Annotated in this window: 20 protein-coding genes; 4 read left to right on the top strand and 16 right to left on the bottom strand. The window is 66.8% G+C overall.

The annotated features are described in order from the left end of the window. Window positions 1-3: 3 nt before the first annotated feature. From dapE to dapC, 5 genes are all read right to left on the bottom strand, one after another. Complete coding sequence (gene dapE, locus ABNX08_RS11475; RefSeq protein ID WP_022535362.1) at window positions 4-1155, bottom strand: succinyl-diaminopimelate desuccinylase; 1152 nt, start codon at window positions 1153-1155, stop codon at window positions 4-6. Between the two features lie 21 nt (window positions 1156-1176). Beyond that, window positions 1177-1524: an ArsC family reductase gene (locus ABNX08_RS11470; protein ID WP_022535361.1), complete on the bottom strand. Its 348-nt coding sequence runs from the start codon at window positions 1522-1524 to the stop codon at window positions 1177-1179. Between the two features lie 43 nt (window positions 1525-1567). Beyond that, window positions 1568-1951, bottom strand: coding sequence for a hypothetical protein (locus tag ABNX08_RS11465; protein ID WP_022535360.1), 384 nt, complete (start codon window positions 1949-1951; stop codon window positions 1568-1570). Between the two features lie 99 nt (window positions 1952-2050). Continuing rightward, a complete protein-coding gene (dapD, locus tag ABNX08_RS11460) occupies window positions 2051-2878 on the bottom strand; it encodes a 2,3,4,5-tetrahydropyridine-2,6-dicarboxylate N-succinyltransferase (protein WP_022535359.1) in 828 nt (275 codons plus the stop codon). Between the two features lie 66 nt (window positions 2879-2944). Next, a complete protein-coding gene (gene dapC / locus ABNX08_RS11455) occupies window positions 2945-4144 on the bottom strand; it encodes a succinyldiaminopimelate transaminase (RefSeq protein ID WP_022535358.1) in 1200 nt (399 codons plus the stop codon). A gap of 192 nt (window positions 4145-4336) precedes the next feature. On the opposite strand from dapC, the gene ABNX08_RS11450 reads away from it, so the two are divergent. After that, window positions 4337-5302 carry a DMT family transporter gene (locus ABNX08_RS11450; RefSeq protein WP_022535357.1) on the top strand — a complete coding sequence of 322 codons (966 nt, stop codon included), beginning with the start codon at window positions 4337-4339 and terminating at the stop codon, window positions 5300-5302. Between the two features lie 24 nt (window positions 5303-5326). Here the strand turns inward: ABNX08_RS11450 and ABNX08_RS11445 are convergent, their stop codons facing one another. The 10 genes from ABNX08_RS11445 to ABNX08_RS11400 form a co-directional block, all read right to left on the bottom strand. Beyond that, window positions 5327-5914, bottom strand: coding sequence for an SCO family protein (locus ABNX08_RS11445; protein ID WP_022535356.1), 588 nt, complete (start codon window positions 5912-5914; stop codon window positions 5327-5329). Beyond that, window positions 5911-8079 carry a heavy metal translocating P-type ATPase gene (locus ABNX08_RS11440; RefSeq protein WP_022535355.1) on the bottom strand — a complete coding sequence of 723 codons (2169 nt, stop codon included), beginning with the start codon at window positions 8077-8079 and terminating at the stop codon, window positions 5911-5913. Before ABNX08_RS11440 ends, ABNX08_RS11445 begins: the two co-directional genes overlap by 4 nt. Before the next feature lie 11 nt (window positions 8080-8090). After that, entirely contained in the window at window positions 8091-8846 is a 756-nt protein-coding gene (locus ABNX08_RS11435) for a sulfite exporter TauE/SafE family protein (RefSeq protein ID WP_349607321.1), read from the bottom strand. A 244-nt stretch (window positions 8847-9090) separates the two neighbouring features. Next, window positions 9091-9300, bottom strand: a complete 210-nt coding sequence (locus tag ABNX08_RS11430) for a hypothetical protein (protein WP_349607322.1) — start codon at window positions 9298-9300, stop codon at window positions 9091-9093. Beyond that, a complete protein-coding gene (ccoS, locus tag ABNX08_RS11425; RefSeq protein ID WP_022535350.1) occupies window positions 9293-9469 on the bottom strand; it encodes a cbb3-type cytochrome oxidase assembly protein CcoS in 177 nt (58 codons plus the stop codon). Before ccoS ends, ABNX08_RS11430 begins: the two co-directional genes overlap by 8 nt. A gap of 17 nt (window positions 9470-9486) precedes the next feature. Beyond that, the gene (locus tag ABNX08_RS11420; protein ID WP_349607323.1) at window positions 9487-11202 is read right to left on the bottom strand and encodes a cbb3-type cytochrome c oxidase subunit II; all 1716 of its coding nucleotides are present in this window, start codon (window positions 11200-11202) and stop codon (window positions 9487-9489) included. Next, entirely contained in the window at window positions 11199-12629 is a 1431-nt protein-coding gene (locus ABNX08_RS11415) for a cbb3-type cytochrome c oxidase subunit I (RefSeq protein WP_349607324.1), read from the bottom strand. The genes ABNX08_RS11420 and ABNX08_RS11415 overlap by 4 nt, the downstream gene beginning before the upstream one ends. Before the next feature lie 40 nt (window positions 12630-12669). Beyond that, a complete protein-coding gene (locus ABNX08_RS11410) occupies window positions 12670-13128 on the bottom strand; it encodes a hypothetical protein (RefSeq protein ID WP_349607325.1) in 459 nt (152 codons plus the stop codon). Window positions 13129-13176: 48 nt separating this feature from the next. Continuing rightward, entirely contained in the window at window positions 13177-14304 is a 1128-nt protein-coding gene (locus ABNX08_RS11405) for a metallophosphoesterase (RefSeq protein WP_349607326.1), read from the bottom strand. Window positions 14305-14360: 56 nt separating this feature from the next. Continuing rightward, window positions 14361-15080 (bottom strand): carboxypeptidase regulatory-like domain-containing protein, encoded by a 720-nt coding sequence (locus ABNX08_RS11400; protein WP_349607327.1) that lies wholly within the window; start codon window positions 15078-15080, stop codon window positions 14361-14363. Between the two features lie 332 nt (window positions 15081-15412). Between ABNX08_RS11400 and panE the strand changes: the two genes are divergently transcribed. Further along, complete coding sequence (gene panE, locus ABNX08_RS11395; protein ID WP_349607328.1) at window positions 15413-16342, top strand: 2-dehydropantoate 2-reductase; 930 nt, start codon at window positions 15413-15415, stop codon at window positions 16340-16342. A gap of 15 nt (window positions 16343-16357) precedes the next feature. On the opposite strand, the gene ABNX08_RS11390 is transcribed toward panE, so the two are convergent. Next, window positions 16358-17185 (bottom strand): ferritin-like domain-containing protein, encoded by an 828-nt coding sequence (locus ABNX08_RS11390; RefSeq protein WP_349607329.1) that lies wholly within the window; start codon window positions 17183-17185, stop codon window positions 16358-16360. A gap of 458 nt (window positions 17186-17643) precedes the next feature. Here ABNX08_RS11390 and smc point away from each other — a divergent pair, with 458 nt between their 5' ends. Further along, complete coding sequence (smc, locus tag ABNX08_RS11385) at window positions 17644-21159, top strand: chromosome segregation protein SMC (RefSeq protein ID WP_349607330.1); 3516 nt, start codon at window positions 17644-17646, stop codon at window positions 21157-21159. Further along, window positions 21156-22490: a cell division protein ZipA C-terminal FtsZ-binding domain-containing protein gene (locus ABNX08_RS11380; protein ID WP_349607331.1), complete on the top strand. Its 1335-nt coding sequence runs from the start codon at window positions 21156-21158 to the stop codon at window positions 22488-22490. The genes smc and ABNX08_RS11380 overlap by 4 nt, the downstream gene beginning before the upstream one ends. Window positions 22491-22492: the final 2 nt, after the last annotated feature.

Genomic DNA, 22492 nt, shown 5'->3' with positions numbered 1-22492 from the left:
AAATCAGGCGACCAGGCGTTCCAGCACGCCGCGGTAGACGTTCTTCAGTGGCTCGATAAAGCGCACTTCGACGTGCTCGTCGATCTTGTGGATGCTGGCGTTGGGCGGGCCGAACTCGATCACCTGCGGGCAGATCCTGGCGATAAAGCGGCCGTCGGAGGTGCCGCCGGTGGTCGACAGCTCGGTCTGGAAGCCGGTCTCGGCCTGGATGGCGGACGCCAGCGCCTCGGACAACTCGCCACGCGGGGTCAGGAAGGGCTCGCCGCCCAGGGTCCAGTCCAGCGTGTATTCGAGGCTGTGGCGGTCCAGGATCGCATGCACGCGCGCCTTCAGGCCTTCCGGCGTGCTGGCGGTCGAGAAGCGGAAATTGAAGTCGATGGTGACGTGGCCCGGGATCACGTTGGTGGCGCCAGTGCCGCCGTGGATGTTCGACATCTGCCAGCTGGTGGGCGGAAAGTATTCGTTGCCCTGGTCCCATAGCTCGGCGGCCAGCTCTGCCAGCGCCGGGGCGGCTTCATGGATCGGGTTGCGGCCCAGGTGCGGGTACGCGATATGGCACTGAATGCCCTTGACCGTGAGCTTGCCCGACAGCGAGCCGCGACGGCCGTTCTTGACCATGTCGCCGAGCGCGTTGACCGAGGTCGGCTCGCCGATCACGCAGTAGTCCAGGCGCTCGCCGCGTGCGGTCAGCGCTTCCACCACCTTGATGGTGCCGTCGTGCGCCGGGCCTTCCTCGTCGCTGGTGATCAGGAAGCCGATCGAACCGGCATGCGCGGGATGCGCCTTGACGAATTCCTCCACCGCCACCACGAAGCCGGCGATCGAGGTCTTCATGTCGGCGGCGCCCCGGCCATACAGCTTGCCGTCACGGTGGGTCGGCTCGAACGGATCCGAGTGCCATTGCTCCAGCGGGCCGGTCGGCACCACGTCGGTATGGCCGGCGAACACCAGCAGCTTGCCGTCCTTGCCCTGCGTGCCGCGCTTCACCGCCCACAGGTTGGTCACGCGGAAATCGTCAGGGCCGCTGACGAGGGCTTCGCAGTCGAAGCCGAGCGCCTTCAGGCGGGTTTCCAGGATGGCCTGGCAGCCTTCGTCGGCGGGTGTGACGGAGCGGCGGCGGATCAGGTCTTCGGTCAGGGCAAGGGTGGCAGTCATGGGACAGCGGAAATCGGGAAATCAGAACTGGCTGGCGTACTGGTCGTCGGAGAAGCCGACCATCACCTTGCCATCGTGGGCCAGCACCGGGCGCTTGATCAGCGACGGGCTTTGCTGCATCAGCGCGATCGCGCCGGCTTCCTGCTCGGCGCGGGCCTTGTCGGCGTCCGACAGCGCGCGCCAGGTGGTGCCCTTGCGGTTGAGCAGCGTGGCCAGCGGCACGTGCTTGAGCCAGCCGCGCAGCATGGCTTCATCCACCCCTTGCTTCTTGAAGTCGTGGAAGCTGTAGGCCACGCCGTTGGCATCCAGCCAGGTGCGGGCTTTCTTGACGGTATCGCAGTTGGGAATGCCGTAGAGCAGGACGGTCATGGCTAGTCTTGATGGAATGCAGGTGTGTTGCCTCGCGGCAGGATCAGCGGAACAGCAGGTTCAGTGCAATCACCAGGCCGCCCAACCCAAGCGCCACGCCGCCCATGGCCACCGCGGTCATCAGGCGCAGGCGGCGGTCCAGCCGCGCGGCTTCCTTGCGCAGTGCCTCGATGGTGATGGCGTGCTGCTCGGCCAGCAGCTTGACGGCTTCGGCCTGCTGCACGGCGGCCGCTTCCAGCTCGGCAATGCGGGCGGCGGGATCGCGCGTGTCGGCCACCGCGCCTTCGGGCGTGCCGTCCTTGCGCTTGCTTTTCTTGAGCTTCTCGATGGTCTTGTTAGCCTGCTCGAGAATGGTGGGCAACAGGGAGAGCACGGTACTGACGGTGGTGGGATCCAGGGCCATGAGTCGCTTGCGGAGGGAAGGCATGTTCAGCCTGGCCAGGCGGGGTGACGACGGGAAATGCAGTCCCGGGGCACGGCCCCGGGACGGGTGGCGCAGCCCGCAGGGCTTGCGCCTTGCGTGCGATCAGTCGCCGCGCAGCAGGTCGTTCAGGCTGGTCTTGGCGCGGGTCTGCGCGTCGACCTTCTTCACGATCACGGCGCAGTACAGGCTGTACTTGCCATCCTTGGACGGCAGGTTGCCCGCCACCACCACCGAACCGGCCGGCACGCGGCCATAGTGGATCTCGCCGGTTTCGCGGTCGTAGATCTTGGTCGACTGGCCCAGGTACACGCCCATCGAGATCACCGAGTTCTCTTCCACGATCACGCCTTCGACCACTTCCGAGCGCGCACCGATAAAGCAGTTGTCTTCGATGATGACCGGGTTGGCCTGCAGCGGCTCCAGCACGCCGCCGATGCCCACGCCACCCGACAGGTGGACGTTCTTGCCGATCTGCGCGCACGAACCGACGGTGGCCCAGGTGTCGACCATGGTGCCTTCATCGACGTAGGCGCCGATGTTGACGTACGACGGCATCAGCACGGCGTTCTTGGCGATGAACGAACCGCGGCGGGCCACGGCGGGCGGCACCACGCGGAAGCCAGCCTTGGCGAAGTCGTCGGCGCTCCAGTTGGCGAACTTGGTCGGCACCTTGTCGTAGAACTGGGCAAAGCCGCCGGCGCTCATCGGTGCGTTGTCTTCCAGGCGGAACGACAGCAGCACGGCCTTCTTGACCCACTGGTTGACGATCCAGTCCTTGCCTTGCTTCTCGGCCACGCGCAGCGTGCCGGCATCCAGCTGGCTGATGACGTTGGCGACAGCCTCGCGGATATCGTTGGGGGCGGACTTGGGCGACAGGCTGGTGCGGTCTTCCCAGGCCTGGTCGATCAGGGCTTGCAGTGCTTGCGTCATGTTCGTATTTTCAGTGGTTGATTGGATGGCGGGAGAAGGCGAAATACCCTCCCGGGAAAGTGCGGGTCAGCCCAGCGATTTGCAGAATTCCACGATCCGGCGCGCGCCTTCCAGGCATTCCCCGGGCGTGGCCACCAGCGCCATGCGCACGCGGTTGGCGCCGGGGTTGATGCCGTCGGCCTCGCGCGCCAGGTAGCTGCCGGGCAGCACGGTCACGTTCTGCTCGGCCAGCAGCCGCGCGGCGAACTCGGTATCGCTCAGGCCCGTGCGCGAGACATCGGCCCACAGGTAGAAGCCGGCGTCGGGCAGCGCCACGTCCAGCACTTCGGCCAGCATCGGCGTCACTTCGCTGAACTTGCGTACGTAGGCGGCGCGATTCTCGCGCACATGGCTTTCATCGTTCCACGCGGCGATGCTGGCGCTCTGCACCGCCGGGTTCATCGCACCGCCATGGTAGGTACGGTATAGCAGGAATTTCTTCAGCAGCGCGGCGTCGCCGGCGACAAAGCCCGAGCGCAGGCCCGGCACGTTGGAACGCTTGGACAGGCTGGAGAACATCACCAGCCGTTCGAAGCCGCGGCCCAGCTTGTGGGCGGCTTCCAGGGCACCCAGCGGCGCGCGGCCTTCGTCGAAATAGATCTCGGAGTAGCACTCGTCCGAGGCGATCACGAAGCCGTAGCGGTCGGACAGCGCAAACAGCTGCTTCCAGTCTTCCAGCGACAGCACCGCGCCGGTCGGGTTGCCCGGGGTGCACACGAACAGCAGCTGCACTTCTTGCCAGACTTCGTCGCCGATGCGGTCGAAGGCCGGGGCAAAGTTGCGCGCGGGGTCGCTGTTGGCGAACACGGGCGTGGCGCCAGCCAGCAGCGCGCCGCCTTCGTAGATCTGGTAGAACGGGTTCGGGCACATCACCAGCGCGCCGGGCCTGGTGCCGTCGACCACGGTCTGCGCAAATGCAAACAGCGCTTCGCGCGAGCCGGTCACCGGGAGCACTTCGGTCGCGGGGCTGACCTTGGGCAGGCCGTAGCGGCGTTCCAGCCAGCTGGCGATGCACTGTCGCAGTGCGTCGGAACCGGCCGTTGTGGGATAATTCGCCAGCCCCGCCAGTGACTCGGCCAGCGCTTGCTTGATGAATTCGGGCGTCGGATGCTTGGGTTCGCCGATGCCAAAGCTGATGGCCGGCTTGTCGGCAGGCTTCACCTGCGCGAAGAGCACCCGCAGTTTCTCGAACGGGTAGGGCTGGAGCAGGTCGAGGCGCGGATTCACGTTGTAAGGTCGGGGCCGGTTAAAACGACGCATTATAGAGGAACGGCGCGGGATTCCGTGCGCCGGACCGGCCCGCGCGGCCGGCGGGGGCACGGATGGCGGGCATCACGCCATGGTGATGCCGCCGTTGCCGTCCGGGGCGAGCCTGTGCAGGAACGGCAGGCGTCCCGGCTAGCCTCCACAGATTCCCTCATGAGCACAAATACTGTTGCGGCGCAGCATGCGTCGTCCGACCGCCATGCGGTCAAGGCTTCTCTTTCTATCCTGCTGGGCGCCTCGGTCTGGGGCATCGCCTGGTTCCCGTACCGCGTGCTGGCGGGCTGGGGCCTGGGTGGCATGCACGCCGCGGCGCTGGTGAGTTCGGTGGCGGCGATCGTGTCGCTGCTGGCGTTCCGCCGGCAACTGGCCGGCCTGCGCCCGCACTGGCTGTTCGTCGCGATCGGACTGGCCGCGGGCGTGACCAATGCCGGCTTCGTCTGGGGCAGCGTCAATGGCCATGTGATGCGGGTGCTGCTGCTGTTCTACCTGACGCCGGTCTGGACCGCGCTGTTCGCCCGGCTGTTCCTGGGCGAGCGGCTGTCGGCGGCGGGGCTGGCGCTGGTGGCGCTGGCCTTGTTTGGCGCGGGGCTGATGCTGTGGACGCCGGAGGTCGGCGTGCCGCTGCCGGGTACCGCTGCGGAGTGGTCCGGGCTGGTCGGCGGCATGGGCTTTGCTGTCAACAACGTGCTGTCGCGCCGCGCGGGCCAGCGCTTTCCTGACATGGATGCCCGCGTGCGCACGGTGGTGGTCTACCTCGGCTGCACGGTGGTGGGTGTGCCCGCCGCGCTGCTGCTGGACGGCCCGTCGGTCACGATCGCCGCGGGCGCGCAGGTCAGCACCGTCATGCTGGTGCTGGGCCTCGCGGCGGTGCTGGTGGTCAGCAACTCGGTGGTGCAGTACGGGCTGCAGCGGCTGCCGGCCAACCGCGTGTCGCTGCTGATGCTGTTCGAGATCGTGATCGCGGCGGTATCGGCGTGGTGGCTGGCGACCGAGGTGCTGAGCTGGAAGGAAGCGGCCGGCGGGCTGTGCATCGTGGCGGCGGGGGCCTTGTCGGGGCTGGTGCACCGGAGCCGGCCGGCGCAAGCTTCGGCAGTGCCTGAAGCCGAACTGGCCGCCTAGGGCTTCCCGCGCACGGCGTTCGAGTCACTTGCGCACGCGTGCTTTCAGATAGGCGGCGGTCAGCAACGGCACGTCGAACGGCGGCAGGAACTGCCCGCGCACCGTGGCATCCGGCCCGACCAGGATCAGCGAGCCGGGATAGGCCGCGTTGGGGGCGGGTGGCACGCCCGGTCTGGCGCCGAGATCATCGATCATTCGCGCCAGCGTCTCCGGGCTGCCGGTGGCACCCATGAAGCGGGCGTCGTACGGCGCAAGGTAGCGCCGTAGTGCGTCCGGGGTATCGCGCTGCGGGTCCAGCGAGACGAACAGCACCTGCGTGGTGGCAAGCTTCTGCGTGGTGCTGATGCGCTGGTACAGCCCCGTCAGGGCCGTCAGCGCCGCGCCGCATGGCGCTCCGCAATGGGTGTCGCCCAACAGCACGAGGGTCCAGCGGCCTTGCAGCTGCGCCTGGGTGAAGGCGCGGCCATTCTGATCGGTGAGGCTGAAATCGCTCACCGGCCAGCCGCGCGACGACAGGTCGGTGTGCTGGGTCTCGTTGTGCGTGGCCGGCGCAAGGCCCGGCAGCGAGACGGCGAAGAGGCAGGCGGCCAGCCTGGCCAACCATCGGCTCATGGTGAAACTCCCTGGCCTGATCGCAGTGCAGCAGGATGGCCCGGTGCCGTGGCGCCTGCGCTCTCGGCGGTTTCTGCATTCGCATCGGCAGTTGCGCTGGCGCGCCACGAGCGCATCGCCACGAGCACACTGGAACCAGCCATCAGCACCGCAGCAAGCACTGGTTGCAGCAGCCCGCTGGCGGCCAGCGCCAGCGCGATCGCGTTGTAGCCGAAGGCCCAGGCCAGATTGCTCCGGACCGTACGGCGCACCTGGCGGGCTTGCTGCAACAGCCACGGGAGGCTGGCCAGGCCCGAGTGCGGCAGCACGACGTCCGCGCTTTCGCGCGCCAGGTCGGAGGCATTGCCCACCGCGATGCCGACCGAGGCAGCCGCCAGCACCGGGCCGTCGTTGAGGCCATCGCCGACCATGGCGACCGGCCCTGTGCCGGCGGCCCAGTCGCGCAGGGCACGCACCTTGTCCTGCGGCAGCAGCCTGGCCTGCCACGCAGCAATATTCAACGCGCCGGCCATTGCCGCCACCGCGTGCGGATTGTCGCCGCTCAGCAGCAGCGTGCGCAGGCCCTGGCGCTGCATCTCGGCGATCACGTCGCCAACATGCGGCATCGGCAGCGTGCGCAGCGCGATCAGTCCGTGCGCCTGGCCCTCCCAGCCGACCAGTACCAGCGTGCATCCCAGTGGCGCCGTAGCGAGCAGGGCGGGTGGCACGTGCCACCCGAGCGTGCCGAGAAAGGCGGGCGATCCCAGCGAGCAATCCATGCCGTCGAATCGACCGGACAGGCCCTCGCCGGCATTGGCCTCGACTTCGTTGGAGGCTGAGGGGGACGCTGCAGCAGCGCGCGCCATGGCGGCAATCGAGCGAGCTACCGGATGGTCCGAAGCCTGCGCCAGTGCAGCCGCCACGCGCAAGACTTCAGCGTGGCTGGCGCCTTCGGTCTGCATGCCGACGGGGTGTGGCGTGTCCGCCGTCAGCGTGCCGGTCTTGTCGAAGGCAATGCCCTTGAGCCGTGCCAGCCTTTCCAGCACGTCGCCGCCGCGCACGAGAATGCCGCGTTGTGCCGCCAGTCCGATCGCCAATGCATGCGTGAGCGGTGCTGCCAGGCCCAGCGAGCACGGGCACGCCACCACCAGCACGGCCAGTCCGGCCAGCATCGCGGCATCCGCCGCCTGCGCCGGAGCGACTGCCCGGCTGCCCCAGAACCATGCGCTGGCCGCGGCCAGCGCCAGCACGCCGGGGATGAACACGGCAATGATGCGGTCGACGGAGTCGCCCGCCAGCGATTTGCGCGCCAGCGCTTCACGCACCTGCCGGCCGATCTGCTGCCACCGGGTCTGCGAGCCGGCCACCGTGGCACGGACCAGCAGCGGGCGGCTGCCGTTGATGCTGCCGGCGTGCACCAGCGCGCCCGGCGGCTTGAACTGCGGCTCGCTCTGCCCGGTCAGGACGGCTTCGTCGCACTCCGAGCGGCCATCCACGACGATGCCGTCGACTGGCACGCGTTCGCCGGGAAGTATCCGCACCAGTTCGCCCGGCCGGATGTCGACGACGGCGCGCCAGTTTTCAGTGCCGCCATCGACCACGCGCGCCTCTGCGCGCTCGGCCGCCAGCATCGGCGCGAGGCGGCGTGCGGTGCGCACGCGTACCCGGGCTTCCAGCAGGCGGCCCAGCGTAAACAACAGCAGCACCATTGCGGCGGTGTCGAAATAGACCAGGTCCGAGCCGCGCAGCACCTGCCAGCCCGAATAGCAGTAGGCGGCGAGCACGCCGATGCAGACCAGGGTGTCGGTGGACAGCCGTCCCTGCCGCGCGGCCTGCCACGCACCCTCGGCAAATGGCCGCCCGAGCAGCAGCACCAGCGGCGTCGCCAGCGCCCACAGCAACCAGTGAACCGGGCCACGCAGCCACGCTTCGTCGCCGGTAAATGCATCGGCGTAGAGCAGCCAGCTGAACAACATGACGTTCATCGCGAGAAACCCGCCGACGCCGAGCCGGATCAGCGCGGCGGCAGCCTGCGGTTCCTCGTGCTCGCCATGGTGCACCTGATAGGCCAGGCAGCAGCCATAGCAGCAGAACCAGTGCGTTGCGCCGTCGAGTTCGCGCTGCTGGCCCAGCCGTCCGACCGGCAACTGGCAGTGACTGCAGGCGTGCGTGGTTTCGGTGGACATAGGAGGCCTGGCTAATGCAGGTGGGCGCTCATCGGCACCACGCCGCGCGCGAGCGTGATCAGTCCGAGCAGGACGATGAACGCGCCGGCGGCGCGCACGCCCTGCATGCGCCAGCCCGGGCGCGCCGCTGGCGCAGGCAGGAAGCTGGCCAAGACGGGCTGCACCGGGATGCCGGGAGGCCGTCGCCGCCCGCGCCACCAGAGCCCGAGGCCGCCCATCGCCAGCATGGTCGGCAAGGTGCCGAGCCCGAATGCGACCATGATCTGCAGGCCGCCCAGCGCGGTGCCGCTGGCTGCCGCCTGCGCGGCGAAGGCATAGACCAGCGGGCAGGGGAGGAAGCCGTTCAGCACGCCGAATGCCAGCGGCGCGCCAGGTCCGGGCTGGCGCAACAAGGTGCGCAGCGATTGCGCCAGCCACTGCGCGCCCGCGCCGCCCAGCGCATGGCCGCCACGGCCGAGGAGCCCGGCCAGGTTCAGCCCGATCAGCAGCATCAGCAGCCCGGACAGGATGGCCAGTCCGCGCTGCACCATGCTGGCCGCGCTGCCTTCACCCGCATGACCGACCAGCAGCATGCCGAGATAGCCAGCCAGCGTGCCGAGGAAGGCATAGCTGCCGATCCGGCCGAGGTTATAGCTCAGGTGCCGCAGCAAGGAGGCAAGGCGTCCGCCGGGCGCGGGGCCCAGGCCACAGGCAAAGCCACCGCACATGCCGACGCAGTGCATGCTGCCGGCGGTGCCTGCCAGGAACACCAGCCACAGATCGCTCATCGCGCCTCCGCTATTTGCGCGCTGCCAGATAGGCCACCCAGGCAAAGAAGCCAACCGTCATGATGACGAAGATCCAGAAGGCGATCGATTCGGCAAGGGTCATGACGGGCTCCGCTTATAACAGTTGCAAGCCGAGCACGTTCAGCGCAAGTTCGCCGAACAGGAAGGCCAGGTTCAGCAGGGCCAGCGCCAGCAGCAGTCTCGGTACCATGGTGAGCTCCGGTCGGTGTAGCGGACTCTTGGGTTAGCGCGTCAGGTCCAGACCCGGCCCGAGCCCGCCCCAGTAGGCGTAGCCGTAATACAGCGCCCACACGAACAGCACCAGGTAGACCACCAGCAGCCAGGCGTTGATGCGGCCATGGCGCGCCTTGATATGGCCGCCGCCGTAGTCTTCGGTCTGCTGGTGGTGGGGAGGCTCGTGCCCGGCGGGGGCGCTGTCGCGTTCGTCAGTCATGGCCGGATGCCTCCGCGTCTTCATCGTTGACTTCGGCCCGGTAGGCCTTGTACTTGATGGCCTCGACGTCTTCGAACAGGCCCGACAGCACGGCCCAGATAAACACGCAGACCGCGCCCAGGCTCATGAAGAAGGCCACCACGAATTGCAGGAAGGTGAGTTCAGCCATGATCGATCCCTCTCCGGCTAGCGCTCGTCAGCAAATGCAAAGCCGTGCCGCCTGGCCCACGCCTCGCCGGCATAGGTGCTTGGCTGGCCGGGCTGGCCCGGCTGGTCGGCCCCCGGGGGACGATAGGCCTGGCGCGATTCCTCGGCGCGCAGGTCGGGGTCGTTCAGCGCGGCTTTCTGCTCGGGCGGAATCGGCAGCGGCTGGCCGGTCAGCGGATCGGTGTAGGCAGACAGGGACAGGACGAAGTAGGCCAGCGCCCAGCGGTCGTCCTCGGATACCGTGTCGCTGAATGACGGCATCGGCGTGCCGGACAGTCCCGTGCTCACGGTGCGGAAGATGTCCTTCACCGATGCCCCGGACTTGAACTGCCCGGTGGTCAGGTTGGCCGGCGGGATCGGGAAACCGAAATCGTCCTCGAGCCCGGCCGCTTTTTCGCCGTCGCCCTTGCCGGTGCGCCCGTGGCATTCCCAGCATTTGGCGCTGTCCCAGGCCCGCTTGCCGCGCTGGATGAGCTCGGCCGAGGGCTTGGGCGGCACGCCGATGAAGATCGGCGCGAGCGGCGGTTCTTCAACGAAGTAGAAATAGGGCTTGTCGGGATTGCTGCGGTCGGCCGCCAGCACGTACTTGATGTACTGGATCACGGCCAGCCGGTCTTTTTCCGGCAGTTCGTGCCAGCTCGGCATCGCCGTGCCGCGCACGCCGCGGGTAATGGTGCGCAGCAGGTCGCCGTCGTCCGGCATGGAGCCCGACGGCGTGAGCCGGAACTTGAACACACCCAGTGTGAAGTTGCGTGGGCGGTCCTTCTGCATGAACGCGGCGGCCGGCCCGTTGCCGTCGCCCTTGACCCCATGGCAGCCAAGGCAGCGACGTTCATACACGTTCTTGCCGTGCGCGATCCATTCCTCCGAACGCGGCACGCTCGTCTGCGAGGCCTCCATCTGCTGCGGTTCGAAGCGGTCGCGCCACTTGCCGCGATTGGTGCCGAGCTTCTGCAGGTAGGCCACCAGCGCGCGCAGGTCTTCCGTGTCGGCGATCAGGATCACGGTCTCGCCGGTGAATTCCTTGTTGGGGGTCAGGATCACGGGGTACTTCCCGCGCTCCGGGACGTAGAGCAGGCCGGCCTGGTTGGGCGTCAGCGTGATGGTCTGGCTGCTGCCGAAATCGAACAGCTGCCGGGTCTCGGGCGTGTTCTCGATGGTGCGGCGGCCTTGCTGGTCGGTCACCAGCCTTGCGGTGCGCGGCTCGGAAAACAGCGCGGAGAAGCGCGGCATGATCGAGTCGGGCGACAACATGCGCGGATCCCAGAAATGTGCCAGGTGCCAGGCATCGCTGAACTTCAGGCCGACGCGCGAGAGATCCGGGCCGATGCGCCGCGTCGAGAACAGGTGCGGCAGGTCGAACGCGTATTCGCCGGCCTGGGCGACCGGGCCCCAGCGCCGGGTCTCGCCGGTGACCGGGCGCACGAACTGCGAGTGGCAGTACCAGCAGCCTTCGCGCGTATAGACCTCGCGGCCCCGCAGCTGCAGCGGCGTGTAGTCGGTGGCGCGCGCTTCCATCCACTTGAGTTCGCCCAGGTCGGTGCGTACCACCTGGGTGACCTTGTCGGTGCGCGACTGCGGCTCCAGCATCGGCAGCACGCCCTGCACGAAGGCGGCCAGCGAGATGCAGCCGAACCCAGCGATCAGCGCATAGAAACGCAGGCCATAGCGGCCATCGGGGCGGCGCGGTGTCATGTGGACGCTCCGCGTACGACGCCCGTGGCGCTCGGTGCCGTGGCGGGCTCGGCCGACATCACGGTGCGCATCAGGTTGTAGACCAGCAGCGACATGCCGATGTCCATCGAGATGCCGGCTGTCGTGCGCACCAGCCAGTAGGGCCGGATCGCCACCAGCGAGTCCACCCATTCCACGCCCGCCATCAGCATGTAGCCCTGCTGCAGGCCGGCCATGGTCAGGTCCAGTCCCATCAGGCTGATGCCAAAGGTGATCAGCCAGAACGACCAGTTGCCGAGCCGCGGGGACCACAGCGGCCGCGCCACCAGCCTGGGTATCACATAGACCGTGCCGCCGATGGCCCACACCACAAAGGTGCCAAACACCGTCAGGTGCGAGTGCGAGATGACGAAATCGCTGAAATGCGTTGGCTGCTGGATCGCGCGCAGGGCCTCGGTCGAGCCCTGGAAGCACCCCGCCAGGTACATCAGCGAACCCATGATCAGGAATTTAGCGGTCAGGTTCTGGGTGAAGGTGTGCCAGCGGCCCATCATGGTGCCGAAGAAATTCTGCAATACCGTCCAGACCGGCACGATCAGCAGCATCGAGGTGATGATCGCCAGCGTCTCGGCCCAGTCGGCGATGGGGCTGTACAGATAGTGGTGGATGCCGACGAAGGGATAGAAGAGCGCCAGCGACCAGAACCCCACCAGCGACAGCTTGTGGCTGTAGACCGGGTTCTGCACGCTCGCCGGCAGGAAGTAGTAGATCAGCACGTAGCCGGCAGGCGTGATCCACAGCCCCACGATGTAGTGGATGAACAGGCCGTGGAAGGCGGCGCTGTTGATGCCGGTGATGGTGTAGGGCAGGATAAAGCTGCCCAGCACCAGGTTCATCACGGTCCAGACAAAGGCGCCGATCAGGTACCACACCGCCACATAGAGCTGCGGCTCGCGTCGGTGCGCGATGGTCATCAGGAACTGCACGGTGGTGACCGTCACCACGAAGAAGATGATGGCGTCGATCGGCAGTGGGAATTCGCCGGCTTCCAGGCCCTGGTTGTAGCCGAGCATCAGCGACGCCATGCCTGCAACCAGGCCCAGGTTCCACACCCATACCAGCCAGTGTCCCCACCGGCCTTTCCAGACCGGCACGCCGCACAGGCGTGGCAGCAGGTAGTAGCACAGGCCGATGAACAGCGTGGAGAAGGCGCCGAAGATCACGCCGTTGACATGCATCGGCCGCAAGCGGCCGAAGGTCAGGTATTGCGAGGTCCCCAGGTAGTCGGGGAAGTTGAACAGGCTGGAGATGGTCACGCCGATGCTGGGCGTGAACATCAGCCAGAACAATCCCCAGTAGAGCCACTTGAGAATAAGCCCGCGGTCGATCAGCGAATCCAGGTCGGGAAATGCTTCGGATGGGTCCGATGTCGCGCGGGCGGCAGTCATATGCTTTTAGCTCCCTTCGTTTTTACAGCCGGCCAAACGCTCAGTGCCTGCCAGGATCGAGCTTGCTGTTGCGATTCGAGTAGTAGATGTAGGCCTCGAGCGCTTTCATGGCCGGCCCGTTGGGGTCGATCTTCTCGCCTTCATTGGGCTTCTCGATGCACCAGTTGATCATGTCGCGCAGCGTGGCGAACTCGTTCATCTGTTCCTGGAACTTGGGGAACTCATGCGGATGGGTGTCGGACGCATACGGGTGGCACATGGCGCAGGCCACGCCAGTGTTCGACAGCTTGACGTTCAGTTGCTTCTGCGCACCGGGATCGCCGTGGAACAGCTGGTCGCCGACCTTCACCTGTTCCATGAACACCTCTTCAAACGCTTTCAGCTGGTCCGCCGTGTGGGGTTCCTTGTGTGCCATCGGCTGGTCGCTGTCGTAGCCGAGCAGCAGCAACACGGCTACCCCCGCCGTCAGGACCCGGGCATGCCATTTGTCATTCTTCATCATTCGCTCCTCACGCATTGCTGCGCCGGATCAGGGGTGCTGGCCGGTCTAGATCCGGTCGGCGATGCGCGGGCTGAGGACCTGGTTGCGGTTGTCCTCGGTGCCGGAATCCGCCGGCTGATCGGCGAAGACCGTCTTGCGCCACATCTTGTATTCGTTCTCCACCCGTCCCTGCGGGGTCATGGTCAGCGTGCTCCAGCCCACGCCGTCGAAGTGATCGCCCGGATCGGCGCGAATCATCGGCTTGGTCAGGAGCGGCACGCCTTCCGGCGCGTAGGGCCATGGCCACGACGTGGCCAGCATGCCGATCGAGCGCACCTTGCCGATCTCGTTGTAGAGCACCTGGTGCGTATGGCCGTGGACATTGGTGACGTTGGCGTAGGGCTTGAGGATTTCATGCGCCTCGCGCCAGTCGCGGATCCAGAAGTTCCACGGCGGGTAGTACTCGTAAAGGGGCGTATGCGTGAACAGGATGACGGGGCTGCTCTTCGGCCAGCTAGACAGCGTGGAATTGAGCCAGCGCAACTGCTTTTCGCCGATCACCGACCATGCGCCGCCCAGCGTGCCGTCGAGCGTGGCCATATGGCCCATGCGCTCTTTCGGCGTCATCTTGCGTGCGGTCCAGAAGTCCGGCGCACCGGTGACCGTGTTCAGGCCGATCACGCGCACGCCTTTGTGGTCGAAGGTCCAGGGCGTGTTGCCGAAGGTCTTGTTCCAGGTCGAGCCCATGTCGAGGTACCAGTCGTGCTCGCCCGGGATGAAGACCTTGCGGATCTTCACTTCCTTCAGCAGTTCGGCGCCGAGCTGCAGTTCGACGGGGTCGCCCAGCTGCGCCAGGTCGCCGCCGAAGATCATGAAGTCGGCCGGCGGGTCCATCGCCTGCACTTCCTTGAAGGCGCGCACCGTCTTTTCCACGAAGCGGGAGTTGAGCTCCCTGGGGTAGAGGTGCGTGTCGGAGACCCAGGCGAAGCGGAAGCTCTGGCCGGTCTGCCCGTAGGCCACGTCAAGCGTGTTCAGCAGCGGGAAGAACCCGCATGCGGCGGCACCTGCCACGCCTTTGAGCAGCGCCTGTTGCAGGAAAGTGCGGCGCGTCCATACTGCTGCGCCTTCCGGGCGATCGCCCGGACCGGTCAGGGTCCGGTGCAACTCGCGTCGTTCGCGTTCAAATGAGTTCATCTGGCGGTCCTCCGCCCCCGGGGGGTGATGAAAATGCAGCGGCAAAACTGAACGTTCTATTTCTTCTTGAGTTCGATCGAGAGTTTCGCGGTCTGGCCGCCGGTTACCGTGACTGGCGTCTCGGTGTCGCCGGTGTAGTGCTGCGTGGCGACCACGGTGTAATTTCCGGGTGGAACGTCGTCGATGCGGAAGCTGCCGTCTTCGCCGGTCAGCGCGTAGTACGGGCTGTCGGCGACATAGATGTGGGCCAGCATCCAGCCGTGCGCGTCGCACTCGACCCGGACCAGTCCGGGCCGCGGCAGTTCGCGCGTGATCTTGACCCCTTTGTCCGGCAGCGCAAGGTTGAATGCCGTACGCTGTCCGTAGAAGCCGTGGGTGTTGTGCAGCACCGGATCAGAACTGGTCACTTCAAGCTTGCCGGGCCGGATCACCTGCACGGCAGGCTTGAAAATGCAGTGTTCCTGGTCGAGCACCGGCACTTTGTCGGCCGCACCCCAGGCCTTGCCTTTGGGCACTTCCTTCAGGTACACGACGGCATCCTGGACGCCCTTGCCGGCGCCCACGCGGATCTGTGGTTCATCGCGCGGGCCGCCGCAGACTTCGCGGTCCTTGGTGGGGATGATCTTGCGGATTGGGACGGTGCCCTGGAAGGTGACCTTGCCTTCGATCTTGCCGCCGCCGCTGACCGGCGCGACTTCATAGGCAAAGGCGGAAACGCTGAGCAGGCTGAGCACTGCCAGTTGCGTGCAGCAAGCCTTGCGAAGAAAGAAACACATGATGTTTCCCGCCTCCGAGCGCCGTGCGGTGCGCTCTCTCTTTTTGTCGTCCCCCCGGACATTCAAGGCGCAGCAGGACACTATTGGTTGTCGCTGAAGCATAGTACGCAGGCTGCTCAATGCAAAGCGCAACGGACATTTTGTGCGGGAGCACGTGATGTCGCGGACGCAGCCAGTCGCATCCGGTTGACGATGTGTACTACCGTGCATGAGTTGTGCATCGGGCGAAATGGCGGCGGCGGGGTTCAATGTCTGGCAAGGATTCTTGCTAGAGTCCGTCCATGACGTGCGCAGGATGCACTGGCGGTGTCACGCAAGCAGAGGGAGAAACCATGCGAATTCTGATAGTCGGCGCAGGGGCGGTAGGCGGTTATTTCGGCGGGCGGCTTGCCGCGGCCGGGCGCGACGTGACGTTCCTGGTCAGGCCGCACCGTGCGCAGGCGCTGCAGAGCAAGGGGCTGGTCATCAGGAGTCCCCGCGGCGATCTCGTCCTGAACGAAGTCCGGACTGTCCTCACCAGTGCGATTGCGCAACCCTTCGACCTGGTCCTGCTGAGTTGCAAGGCCTACAGCCTGGATGAGGCCATTGCATCGTTGGCGCCTGCCGTCGGCCATTCGACAGCGATCGTCCCGCTGCTGAACGGCATGCGCCACATCGATGTGCTGAAGCAGCGGTTCGGCAACGACAAGGTGCTGGGCGGTCTGTGCATGATCGCCGCCACGCTGAATCCCGAAGGTGAAATCGTCCATCTCAACGACACGCACGGCCTGGCCTTTGGTGAGCTGGAGGGCGGCTTGTCGCCGCGCATGCAGGCGATTGCAGAGGCGCTTGGCGGTGCCGGCTTCGATGCCTCGACCAGCATCCAGATCATGCAGCGCATGTGGGAGAAGTGGGTCTTCCTGGCCACGCTGGCAGGCAGCACTTGCCTGATGCGTGCGGCCATCGGCGACATCCTTGGCACACCGGACGGCAGGCGCGTCATTGAAGGACTTCTGGCCGACTGCCGCGCCGTGGCGCAGTGCAACGGCTTCGCGATGTCGCCGGATTTCGACGCGCGCGCCGGCCAGATGCTGCTGACGCCGTCACCGCTGACCGCCTCGATGCTGCGTGACGTCGAAAATCGCTCCCGGACGGAAGCCGACCACATCCTCGGCGACCTGATCGCGCGCGGGGCGCCGCAGCAGGGCGGTCCGCTGTCGCTGCTGCAAGTCGCATACAGCCACCTGAAAGCCTACGAGGCCCGGCAGGCGCGCGGCGGCTGACCGCCGGAGATCCGGTCAGTGCAGCATTACCCGCGATACCACCGCCACCAGCGGCGTGCGCACCGCGCGCTCCACGCCGCGGTGCAGGTGTAGCGGGCGCAGCAGCATCTTCACGGTCATCTCGATCGGCAGGTTCTTGCGGATCACTGCGCTGACGCGGGTGTTCAGCGCCTTCACTTCCTGGTCGGGGATCTCTTCGACGCCGCGCTCCATGCGCAGCACATTGCGCAGTGCGATGGCGGCATCCTCGTTCTTGATCTCCAGCAGCCGGCGCGCCAGCGCGCCGAATACACGCAGCTTGCCCAGCCGCTCGGCTTCCACGAAGCGGTTGAAGAACTGGTAGAAGTGCTTGTAGTGCCGCACTTCGTCGTTGGCGACGCGCCGCGTCAGGTCGCGCAGCACCGGCTCGTCGCTGGCCTGCTCCAGCGCGCGGTAGTAAGCGGCGGTACCGGTTTCCACCACGCAGCGGGCCGCCATCTCCAGCGCTTCGGTCGGCTCGAACTGGTCGATCGAGCAGGTCTTGCTGTACTCGGCGAAGAAGCGCTCGTAGCCGCGCTCCCAGTCGAATTCAGGCCAGACGTGCTCGACATAGCGGCGCAGGGCCAGCCCGTGCTGAAGTTCCTCGGCTTCCCAGTGCTCGGAAAGCCAGCCGGCGGCGTCGGGCACGCGGGCGTAGTAAGTGGCGAGATTGCTGGCATAGGTGTCCGAGCCGCTTTCGATAAACGAGGCCGACACGAGCAGATAGAACAGGTCGCGGTCGCCGCGCACGCGTTCCACTTCGATTGCCTGGTAGTTGATGTCGCTGACAGACCACGGCCGGGTGGCCGCCGACGGTTCACTCATGCTTGCTTCCTCCTGGGGTTTCCCGGGTGGGCCGGGCTTTCGGGGGCACGTTCATGGGTGCGCGGTCCTCGGGGCGTATCCGGAATCACGCGAACAGTTCGGAGACTGGTAGAAACCCTGATAAGTTTCCCAGCAGGCGCGCCCGCGCCGCGGCTGACCTGACCGCGAGCGGCTGCCAAAGTGCTTGCGGAAACGCTTGTAAGAGGCGGAAAAGCAAAGGAAATCTGCCGGGGGATATGACGCCGGGGCGACCGCCAAACGGGCCGGCGAAGGCATTTGCGATGGTATGATTAGCCCCAATTCTCGGGCCCGAGGGGTATTTTGAGGTGCCGGCGTCACGCCGCGCCGGCTCCCGCGCAGCCCGGCTTTCTGAACAGTGCTATAGCCCCGATACCAGGCCGATACCGGTTGCGATCCCCATACCGTTACCGAGTGCGGCCGATACCACACGAGAAACCGTGCGACTATCCTCGATCAAGCTGGCGGGCTTCAAGTCATTTGTCGATCCCACCAATTTCCAGGTGCCGGGCCAACTGGTCGGCATCGTCGGTCCCAACGGCTGCGGCAAATCCAACATCATCGACGCAGTGCGCTGGGTGCTGGGCGAGTCACGCGCCTCGGAATTGCGCGGCGAGTCCATGCAGGACGTCATCTTCAACGGCTCGACCGCGCGCAAGCAGGCCGGCCGGGCCAGCGTGGAACTGGTCTTCGACAACGCCGAGGGCCGTGCTGCCGGCCAGTGGAGCCAGTACGCCGAAGTGGCGGTCAAGCGCGTGCTGACCCGCGACGGCACCTCGTCCTACTACATCAACAACCAGCCGGTGCGTCGGCGCGACATCCAGGACATTTTCCTGGGCACGGGCCTGGGCCCGCGCGCCTACGCCATCATCGGGCAGGGCATGATCTCGCGCATCATTGAGGCCAAGCCCGATGACATGCGGATCTTCCTGGAAGAAGCCGCGGGCGTGTCCAAGTACAAGGAACGCCGCCGCGAAACCGAGAACCGCCTGTCCGACACGCGCGAGAACCTGACCCGCGTGGAGGACATCCTGCGCGAACTCGGCTCCAACCTTGAAAAGCTGGAAGGCCAGGCCGAAGTCGCGCAGCGCTTCAAGACGCTGCAGGCCGACGGCGAAGAGAAGCAGCACCTGCTGTGGCTGCTGCGCAAGCGCGAGGCGCAGGCCGAGCAGGAACGCCACCAGCGCGCCATCGAGCAGGCCCAGATCGACCTGGAAGCGCAGACCGCGCAACTGCGCCACGTCGAGGCCGAGCTCGAAACCATGCGCGCCGCGCATTACGCCGCCTCCGACGGCATGCACGCGGCGCAGGGTGCGCTGTACGAAGCCAATGCCGAGGTCAGCAAGCTCGAAGCCGAGATCCGCTACGTGGTGGAATCGCGCAACCGCGTGCAGGCCCAGATTGCCGCGCTGACCGCGCAGCGCGAGCAATGGCAGGGCAAGGCCGAGCAGGCCACCGACGAGCTGGCCCAGGCCGAGGAAAACCTGGCCGTGGCCGAAGGCCGCACGGTCGAGGCGCAGGAGGCCGTGGCGCATAAGAACGACGAGCTGCCGACGCTGGAAGCGCAGTGGCGCGACGCGCAGCAGCTGCTCAACGAGCAGCGCGCCGGCATCATGCAGGCCGAGCAGGCGCTGAAGCTGGAGGCCGCGCAGCAGCGAAGCGCCGACCAGATGCTGCAGCAGCTCGAGCAGCGCCGCGAACGCCTGTCAGCCGAAGAGAAAGGCCTGGACCGCCCGGACGAAACCCGCCTGGAGCAGGCCCGCGCCGAACTGGCCGAGCAGGAAGCGCTGGTCGAGGAAGCGCAGGCCGTGCTGGCCGATGCTGAAGAGAGCGTGCCGCGCCTCGATGAAGAGCGCCGTGCCGCGCAGGCGCGCGTGCACAGCGAAGCCGCCGCGATCGCCTCGCTGGAGGCGCGCCTGCAGGCGCTGCGCCAGCTGCAGGAAAACGTGCAGACCGACGGCAAGGTGCAGCCGTGGCTGGCCAAGCATGGCCTGGCCGAGCTGCCGCGCCTGTGGAAGAAGGTCCATATCGAGCCGGGCTGGGAGAACGCGCTCGAATCGGTGCTGCGCGAGAAGCTGAACGCGCTGGAAGTGTCGAACCTGGACTGGGTCAAGGCCTTCCTGTCCGACGCGCCGCCCGCCAAGCTGGCATTCTACTCGCCGCCGCCCGCGGCCCGTCCGCTGGAAACGCCGGCGGGCCTGCGCCCGCTGATGTCGCTGGTGCAAATCACCGAGCCGGGCATTCGCGCGGTGATGCAGGACTGGCTGGCCGATATCTACGTCGCCACCGACATGGCGCAGGCACTGGCCGCGCGCAACACGCTGCCCGACGGCGCGTCGTTCGCCGTGGCCGAAGGCCACCTGGTCGGCCGCAATGCCATCCAGATCTACGCCGCCGACTCCGAGCAGTCCGGCATGCTGGCGCGCGAGCAGGAGATCGAGAACCTGCAGAAGCAGGCGCGCGCGCAGGTGCTGCTGTCGGACGAGGCCAGGACCCAGGCCGTGCGCGCCGAGGCCGCCTACACCCAGGCCAGCCAGTCGCTGAGCGAGGCGCGCACGCGCGCCGAGCAGGCCACGCGCCGCGTGCATGCGCTGCAGATGGACGTGCTCAAGCTGTCGCAGGCGATGGAGCGCTACTCCGCCCGCAGCGGCCAGATCCGCGAGGAGCTGGACGAAATCCACGCGCAGATCGAAGAACAGCGCGCCATCCGCGCCGAATCCGAAGCCAGCTTCGAGCAGCATGACGCCGCGCTGGCCGAGATGCAGGCCACGCATGAAGACCAGCAGATGGCCTTCGAGGCGCTGGACAGCAAGCTGTCCGGCGCGCGCCACCAGCTGCGCGACCTCGAGCGTGCCGCGCAGGAAGCGCTCTTTGCCGAGCGCAACCTGGCCAGCCGCATCGACGAGTTGCGCCGCAATATCCAGGTCGCGGCAGACCAGGCCGAACGCATCGCCGAGTCGCTGGAAAACGCCCGCGCCGAGCTGGAGACCATCAACGAGCAGACCGCGCACACCGGGCTGCAGGAAGCGCTGGAGCGGCGCGCGGAGAAGGAGGAAAAGCTCACCATCGCGCGCACCGAACTGGACGCGCTGTCGGCACAGCTGCGCCAGCACGACGAGCAACGGCTGGCCGCCGAGCGCAGCCTGCAGCCGCTGCGCGACCGCATCACTGAAATGCAGCTCAAGGAACAGGCCGCGCGCCTGAACCAGGAGCAGTTCAGCGAGCAACTGACCACGGCCCAGGTGGACGAAGCCGCGCTGGCCGACAAGCTGACCGGCGACCTGAAGCCGTCGTACCTGCAGGGCGAGGTCACGCGCATCAACAACGCCATCAACGCGCTCGGCCCGGTCAACATGGCCGCGCTCGACGAGCTGGCGGCGGCGCGCGAGCGCAAGACCTTCCTCGATGCGCAGTCGGCCGACCTGAACGACGCCATCAGCACGCTGGAAGACGCGATCGCCAAGATCGACCAGGAAACGCGTGCGCTGCTGCAAGGCACCTTCGACCAGGTCAACCATCATTTCGGCGAGCTGTTCCCGTCGCTGTTCGGTGGCGGCCAGGCGCGCCTGATCATGACCGGCGAAGAAATCCTCGACGCCGGCGTGCAGGTGATGGCGCAGCCCCCGGGCAAGAAGAACTCGACCATCCACCTGCTGTCGGGCGGCGAGAAGGCGCTGACCGCGATCGCGCTGGTGTTTGCCATGTTCCAGCTCAACCCGGCGCCGTTCTGCCTGCTGGACGAAGTGGACGCGCCGCTGGACGACGCCAACACCGAGCGCTACGCCAATATGGTGGCGCGCATGTCGAACAAGACTCAATTCGTTTTCATCTCACATAACAAGATCGCCATGGAAATGGCTCATCAACTCATTGGCGTGACCATGCAGGAGCAGGGCGTATCGCGTATCGTGGCCGTGGATATGGACGCGGCGGTTTCGATGGCGGAGGCAGCATGAACCTGAACATGGACTTGCAGACCGCGCTGATCGTCGCGGGACTGGTTTTCCTGGCGCTGCTGTTCGGCTACAACCAGTGGCAGATCCGCAAGGCACGCCGTCCGCGCGAACTCGGCCCGGAAGACGACCTGCCGCCAATGCGCGAGCCGGTGGTCGGCCAGGGCACCACGCCCGAGACCGCGGCGCGCCTGCATGAAGCCAGCGCTGAACAGGCCGAGCGGCGCGAGCCGACGCTGACCTCGTCCGCGCGGGCAAGCGATGCCAACAACGCGGCCACGGCCGCCGTCGCGGCCGCGGCGGCTGCCGGTACGGCCGATGCCGACGAAGCTGTTGCCGAGGAAGTGGCAGTCGCCGCCGGCATGCCGCAGCGCAATGCGGCCGCGGACGAAGCGGAACCCGAAGTGAAGCAGGAAGTGAAGCAGGAAGTGGCACCGGCCCCGGTGCCTGCACCGGCTCCCGCTCCCGCACAGTTGTCCGCCGTGCCCGACGGCCAGCCCACGCCGGCCCTGGTCGATCCGCTGATCGACTGCATCGTGCCGCTGCACCTGGAGCGCAAGGCTTCCGGCGACCGCATCCTGCCGCTGACCGGCCGGCTGCGTCGCGCCGGCACCAAGCAGGTTCATATCGAGGGGCTGCGCGCCGAAGCCAATGCGTGGGAGCCGGTAACCGCCGGCCACCAGTATGAAGACCTGCAGGTCGGCGTGCAGCTGGCCAACCGCGGCGGCCCGCTCAACGCGCTGGAGTTCTCGGAGTTCATCACCGCCGTCGAATCGCTGGCCGAGTCGCTCGACGCCTCCGCCGACCTGCCCGACATGACCGAGACCGTGGCCAACGCGCGCGAGCTCGACGCCTTTGGCGCCGGCTGCGACGTGCAGCTCGGCGTCAACGTGATCTCCGACGGCGCGCCGTGGTCGGCCGCCTATGTGCAGAACGTGGCCACCCAGGACGGGCTGGTGCTGTCGCGCGACGGCACCCGCTTTATCCGCTACCAGGCCAATGCCGAGGGCGTGCAGCGTCCGCTGTTCACGCTGCAGTTCGGCGATACCAATTTCCTGCGCGACGACCTGACCGTCAAGGCCGGCCGCCAGATCACGCTGCTGCTCGACGTGCCGCTGGCCGACCAGGGCGCCAAGCCGTTCAAGACGGTATGCGAGTACGGCCACACGCTGGCCCAGCGCATGGGCGCCCAGCTGGTCGACGACAATATGCGGCCCCTGACCGAGGCGTCGTTCGTCGCCATCTTCAGCCAGCTTGAAACGCTGTACGGCAAGCTGGAAGCGCGTGGCATACCGGCCGGATCCCCGGCGGCGCTGCGCCTTTTCAGCGTCTAGCC

Source organism: Cupriavidus sp. DF5525 (genome assembly GCF_040149425.2).
GTDB lineage: Bacteria > Pseudomonadota > Gammaproteobacteria > Burkholderiales > Burkholderiaceae > Cupriavidus > Cupriavidus pickettii_A.
The sequence above is the reverse complement of the archived record's forward strand: the minus strand, read 5'-3'. Positions and strand labels throughout refer to the sequence as shown.

Bases quoted from the DNA above. Each gene is read 5' to 3' on its own strand.
- dapE (WP_022535362.1), bottom strand. From the start codon at position 1,155: ATGACTGCCACCCTTGCCCTGACCGAAGACCTGATCCGCCGCCGCTCC.
- ABNX08_RS11470 (WP_022535361.1), bottom strand. From the start codon at position 1,524: ATGACCGTCCTGCTCTACGGCATTCCCAACTGCGATACCGTCAAGAAA.
- ABNX08_RS11465 (WP_022535360.1), bottom strand. From the start codon at position 1,951: ATGCCTTCCCTCCGCAAGCGACTCATGGCCCTGGATCCCACCACCGTC.
- dapD (WP_022535359.1), bottom strand. From the start codon at position 2,878: ATGACGCAAGCACTGCAAGCCCTGATCGACCAGGCCTGGGAAGACCGC.
- ABNX08_RS11450 (WP_022535357.1), top strand. From the start codon at position 4,337: ATGAGCACAAATACTGTTGCGGCGCAGCATGCGTCGTCCGACCGCCAT.
- ABNX08_RS11445 (WP_022535356.1), bottom strand. From the start codon at position 5,914: ATGAGCCGATGGTTGGCCAGGCTGGCCGCCTGCCTCTTCGCCGTCTCG.
- ABNX08_RS11440 (WP_022535355.1), bottom strand. From the start codon at position 8,079: ATGTCCACCGAAACCACGCACGCCTGCAGTCACTGCCAGTTGCCGGTC.
- ABNX08_RS11435 (WP_349607321.1), bottom strand. From the start codon at position 8,846: ATGAGCGATCTGTGGCTGGTGTTCCTGGCAGGCACCGCCGGCAGCATG.
- ABNX08_RS11430 (WP_349607322.1), bottom strand. From the start codon at position 9,300: ATGACTGACGAACGCGACAGCGCCCCCGCCGGGCACGAGCCTCCCCAC.
- ccoS (WP_022535350.1), bottom strand. From the start codon at position 9,469: ATGGCTGAACTCACCTTCCTGCAATTCGTGGTGGCCTTCTTCATGAGC.
- ABNX08_RS11420 (WP_349607323.1), bottom strand. From the start codon at position 11,202: ATGACACCGCGCCGCCCCGATGGCCGCTATGGCCTGCGTTTCTATGCG.
- ABNX08_RS11415 (WP_349607324.1), bottom strand. From the start codon at position 12,629: ATGACTGCCGCCCGCGCGACATCGGACCCATCCGAAGCATTTCCCGAC.
- ABNX08_RS11410 (WP_349607325.1), bottom strand. From the start codon at position 13,128: ATGAAGAATGACAAATGGCATGCCCGGGTCCTGACGGCGGGGGTAGCC.
- ABNX08_RS11405 (WP_349607326.1), bottom strand. From the start codon at position 14,304: ATGAACTCATTTGAACGCGAACGACGCGAGTTGCACCGGACCCTGACC.
- ABNX08_RS11400 (WP_349607327.1), bottom strand. From the start codon at position 15,080: ATGTGTTTCTTTCTTCGCAAGGCTTGCTGCACGCAACTGGCAGTGCTC.
- panE (WP_349607328.1), top strand. From the start codon at position 15,413: ATGCGAATTCTGATAGTCGGCGCAGGGGCGGTAGGCGGTTATTTCGGC.
- ABNX08_RS11390 (WP_349607329.1), bottom strand. From the start codon at position 17,185: ATGAGTGAACCGTCGGCGGCCACCCGGCCGTGGTCTGTCAGCGACATC.
- ABNX08_RS11380 (WP_349607331.1), top strand. From the start codon at position 21,156: ATGAACCTGAACATGGACTTGCAGACCGCGCTGATCGTCGCGGGACTG.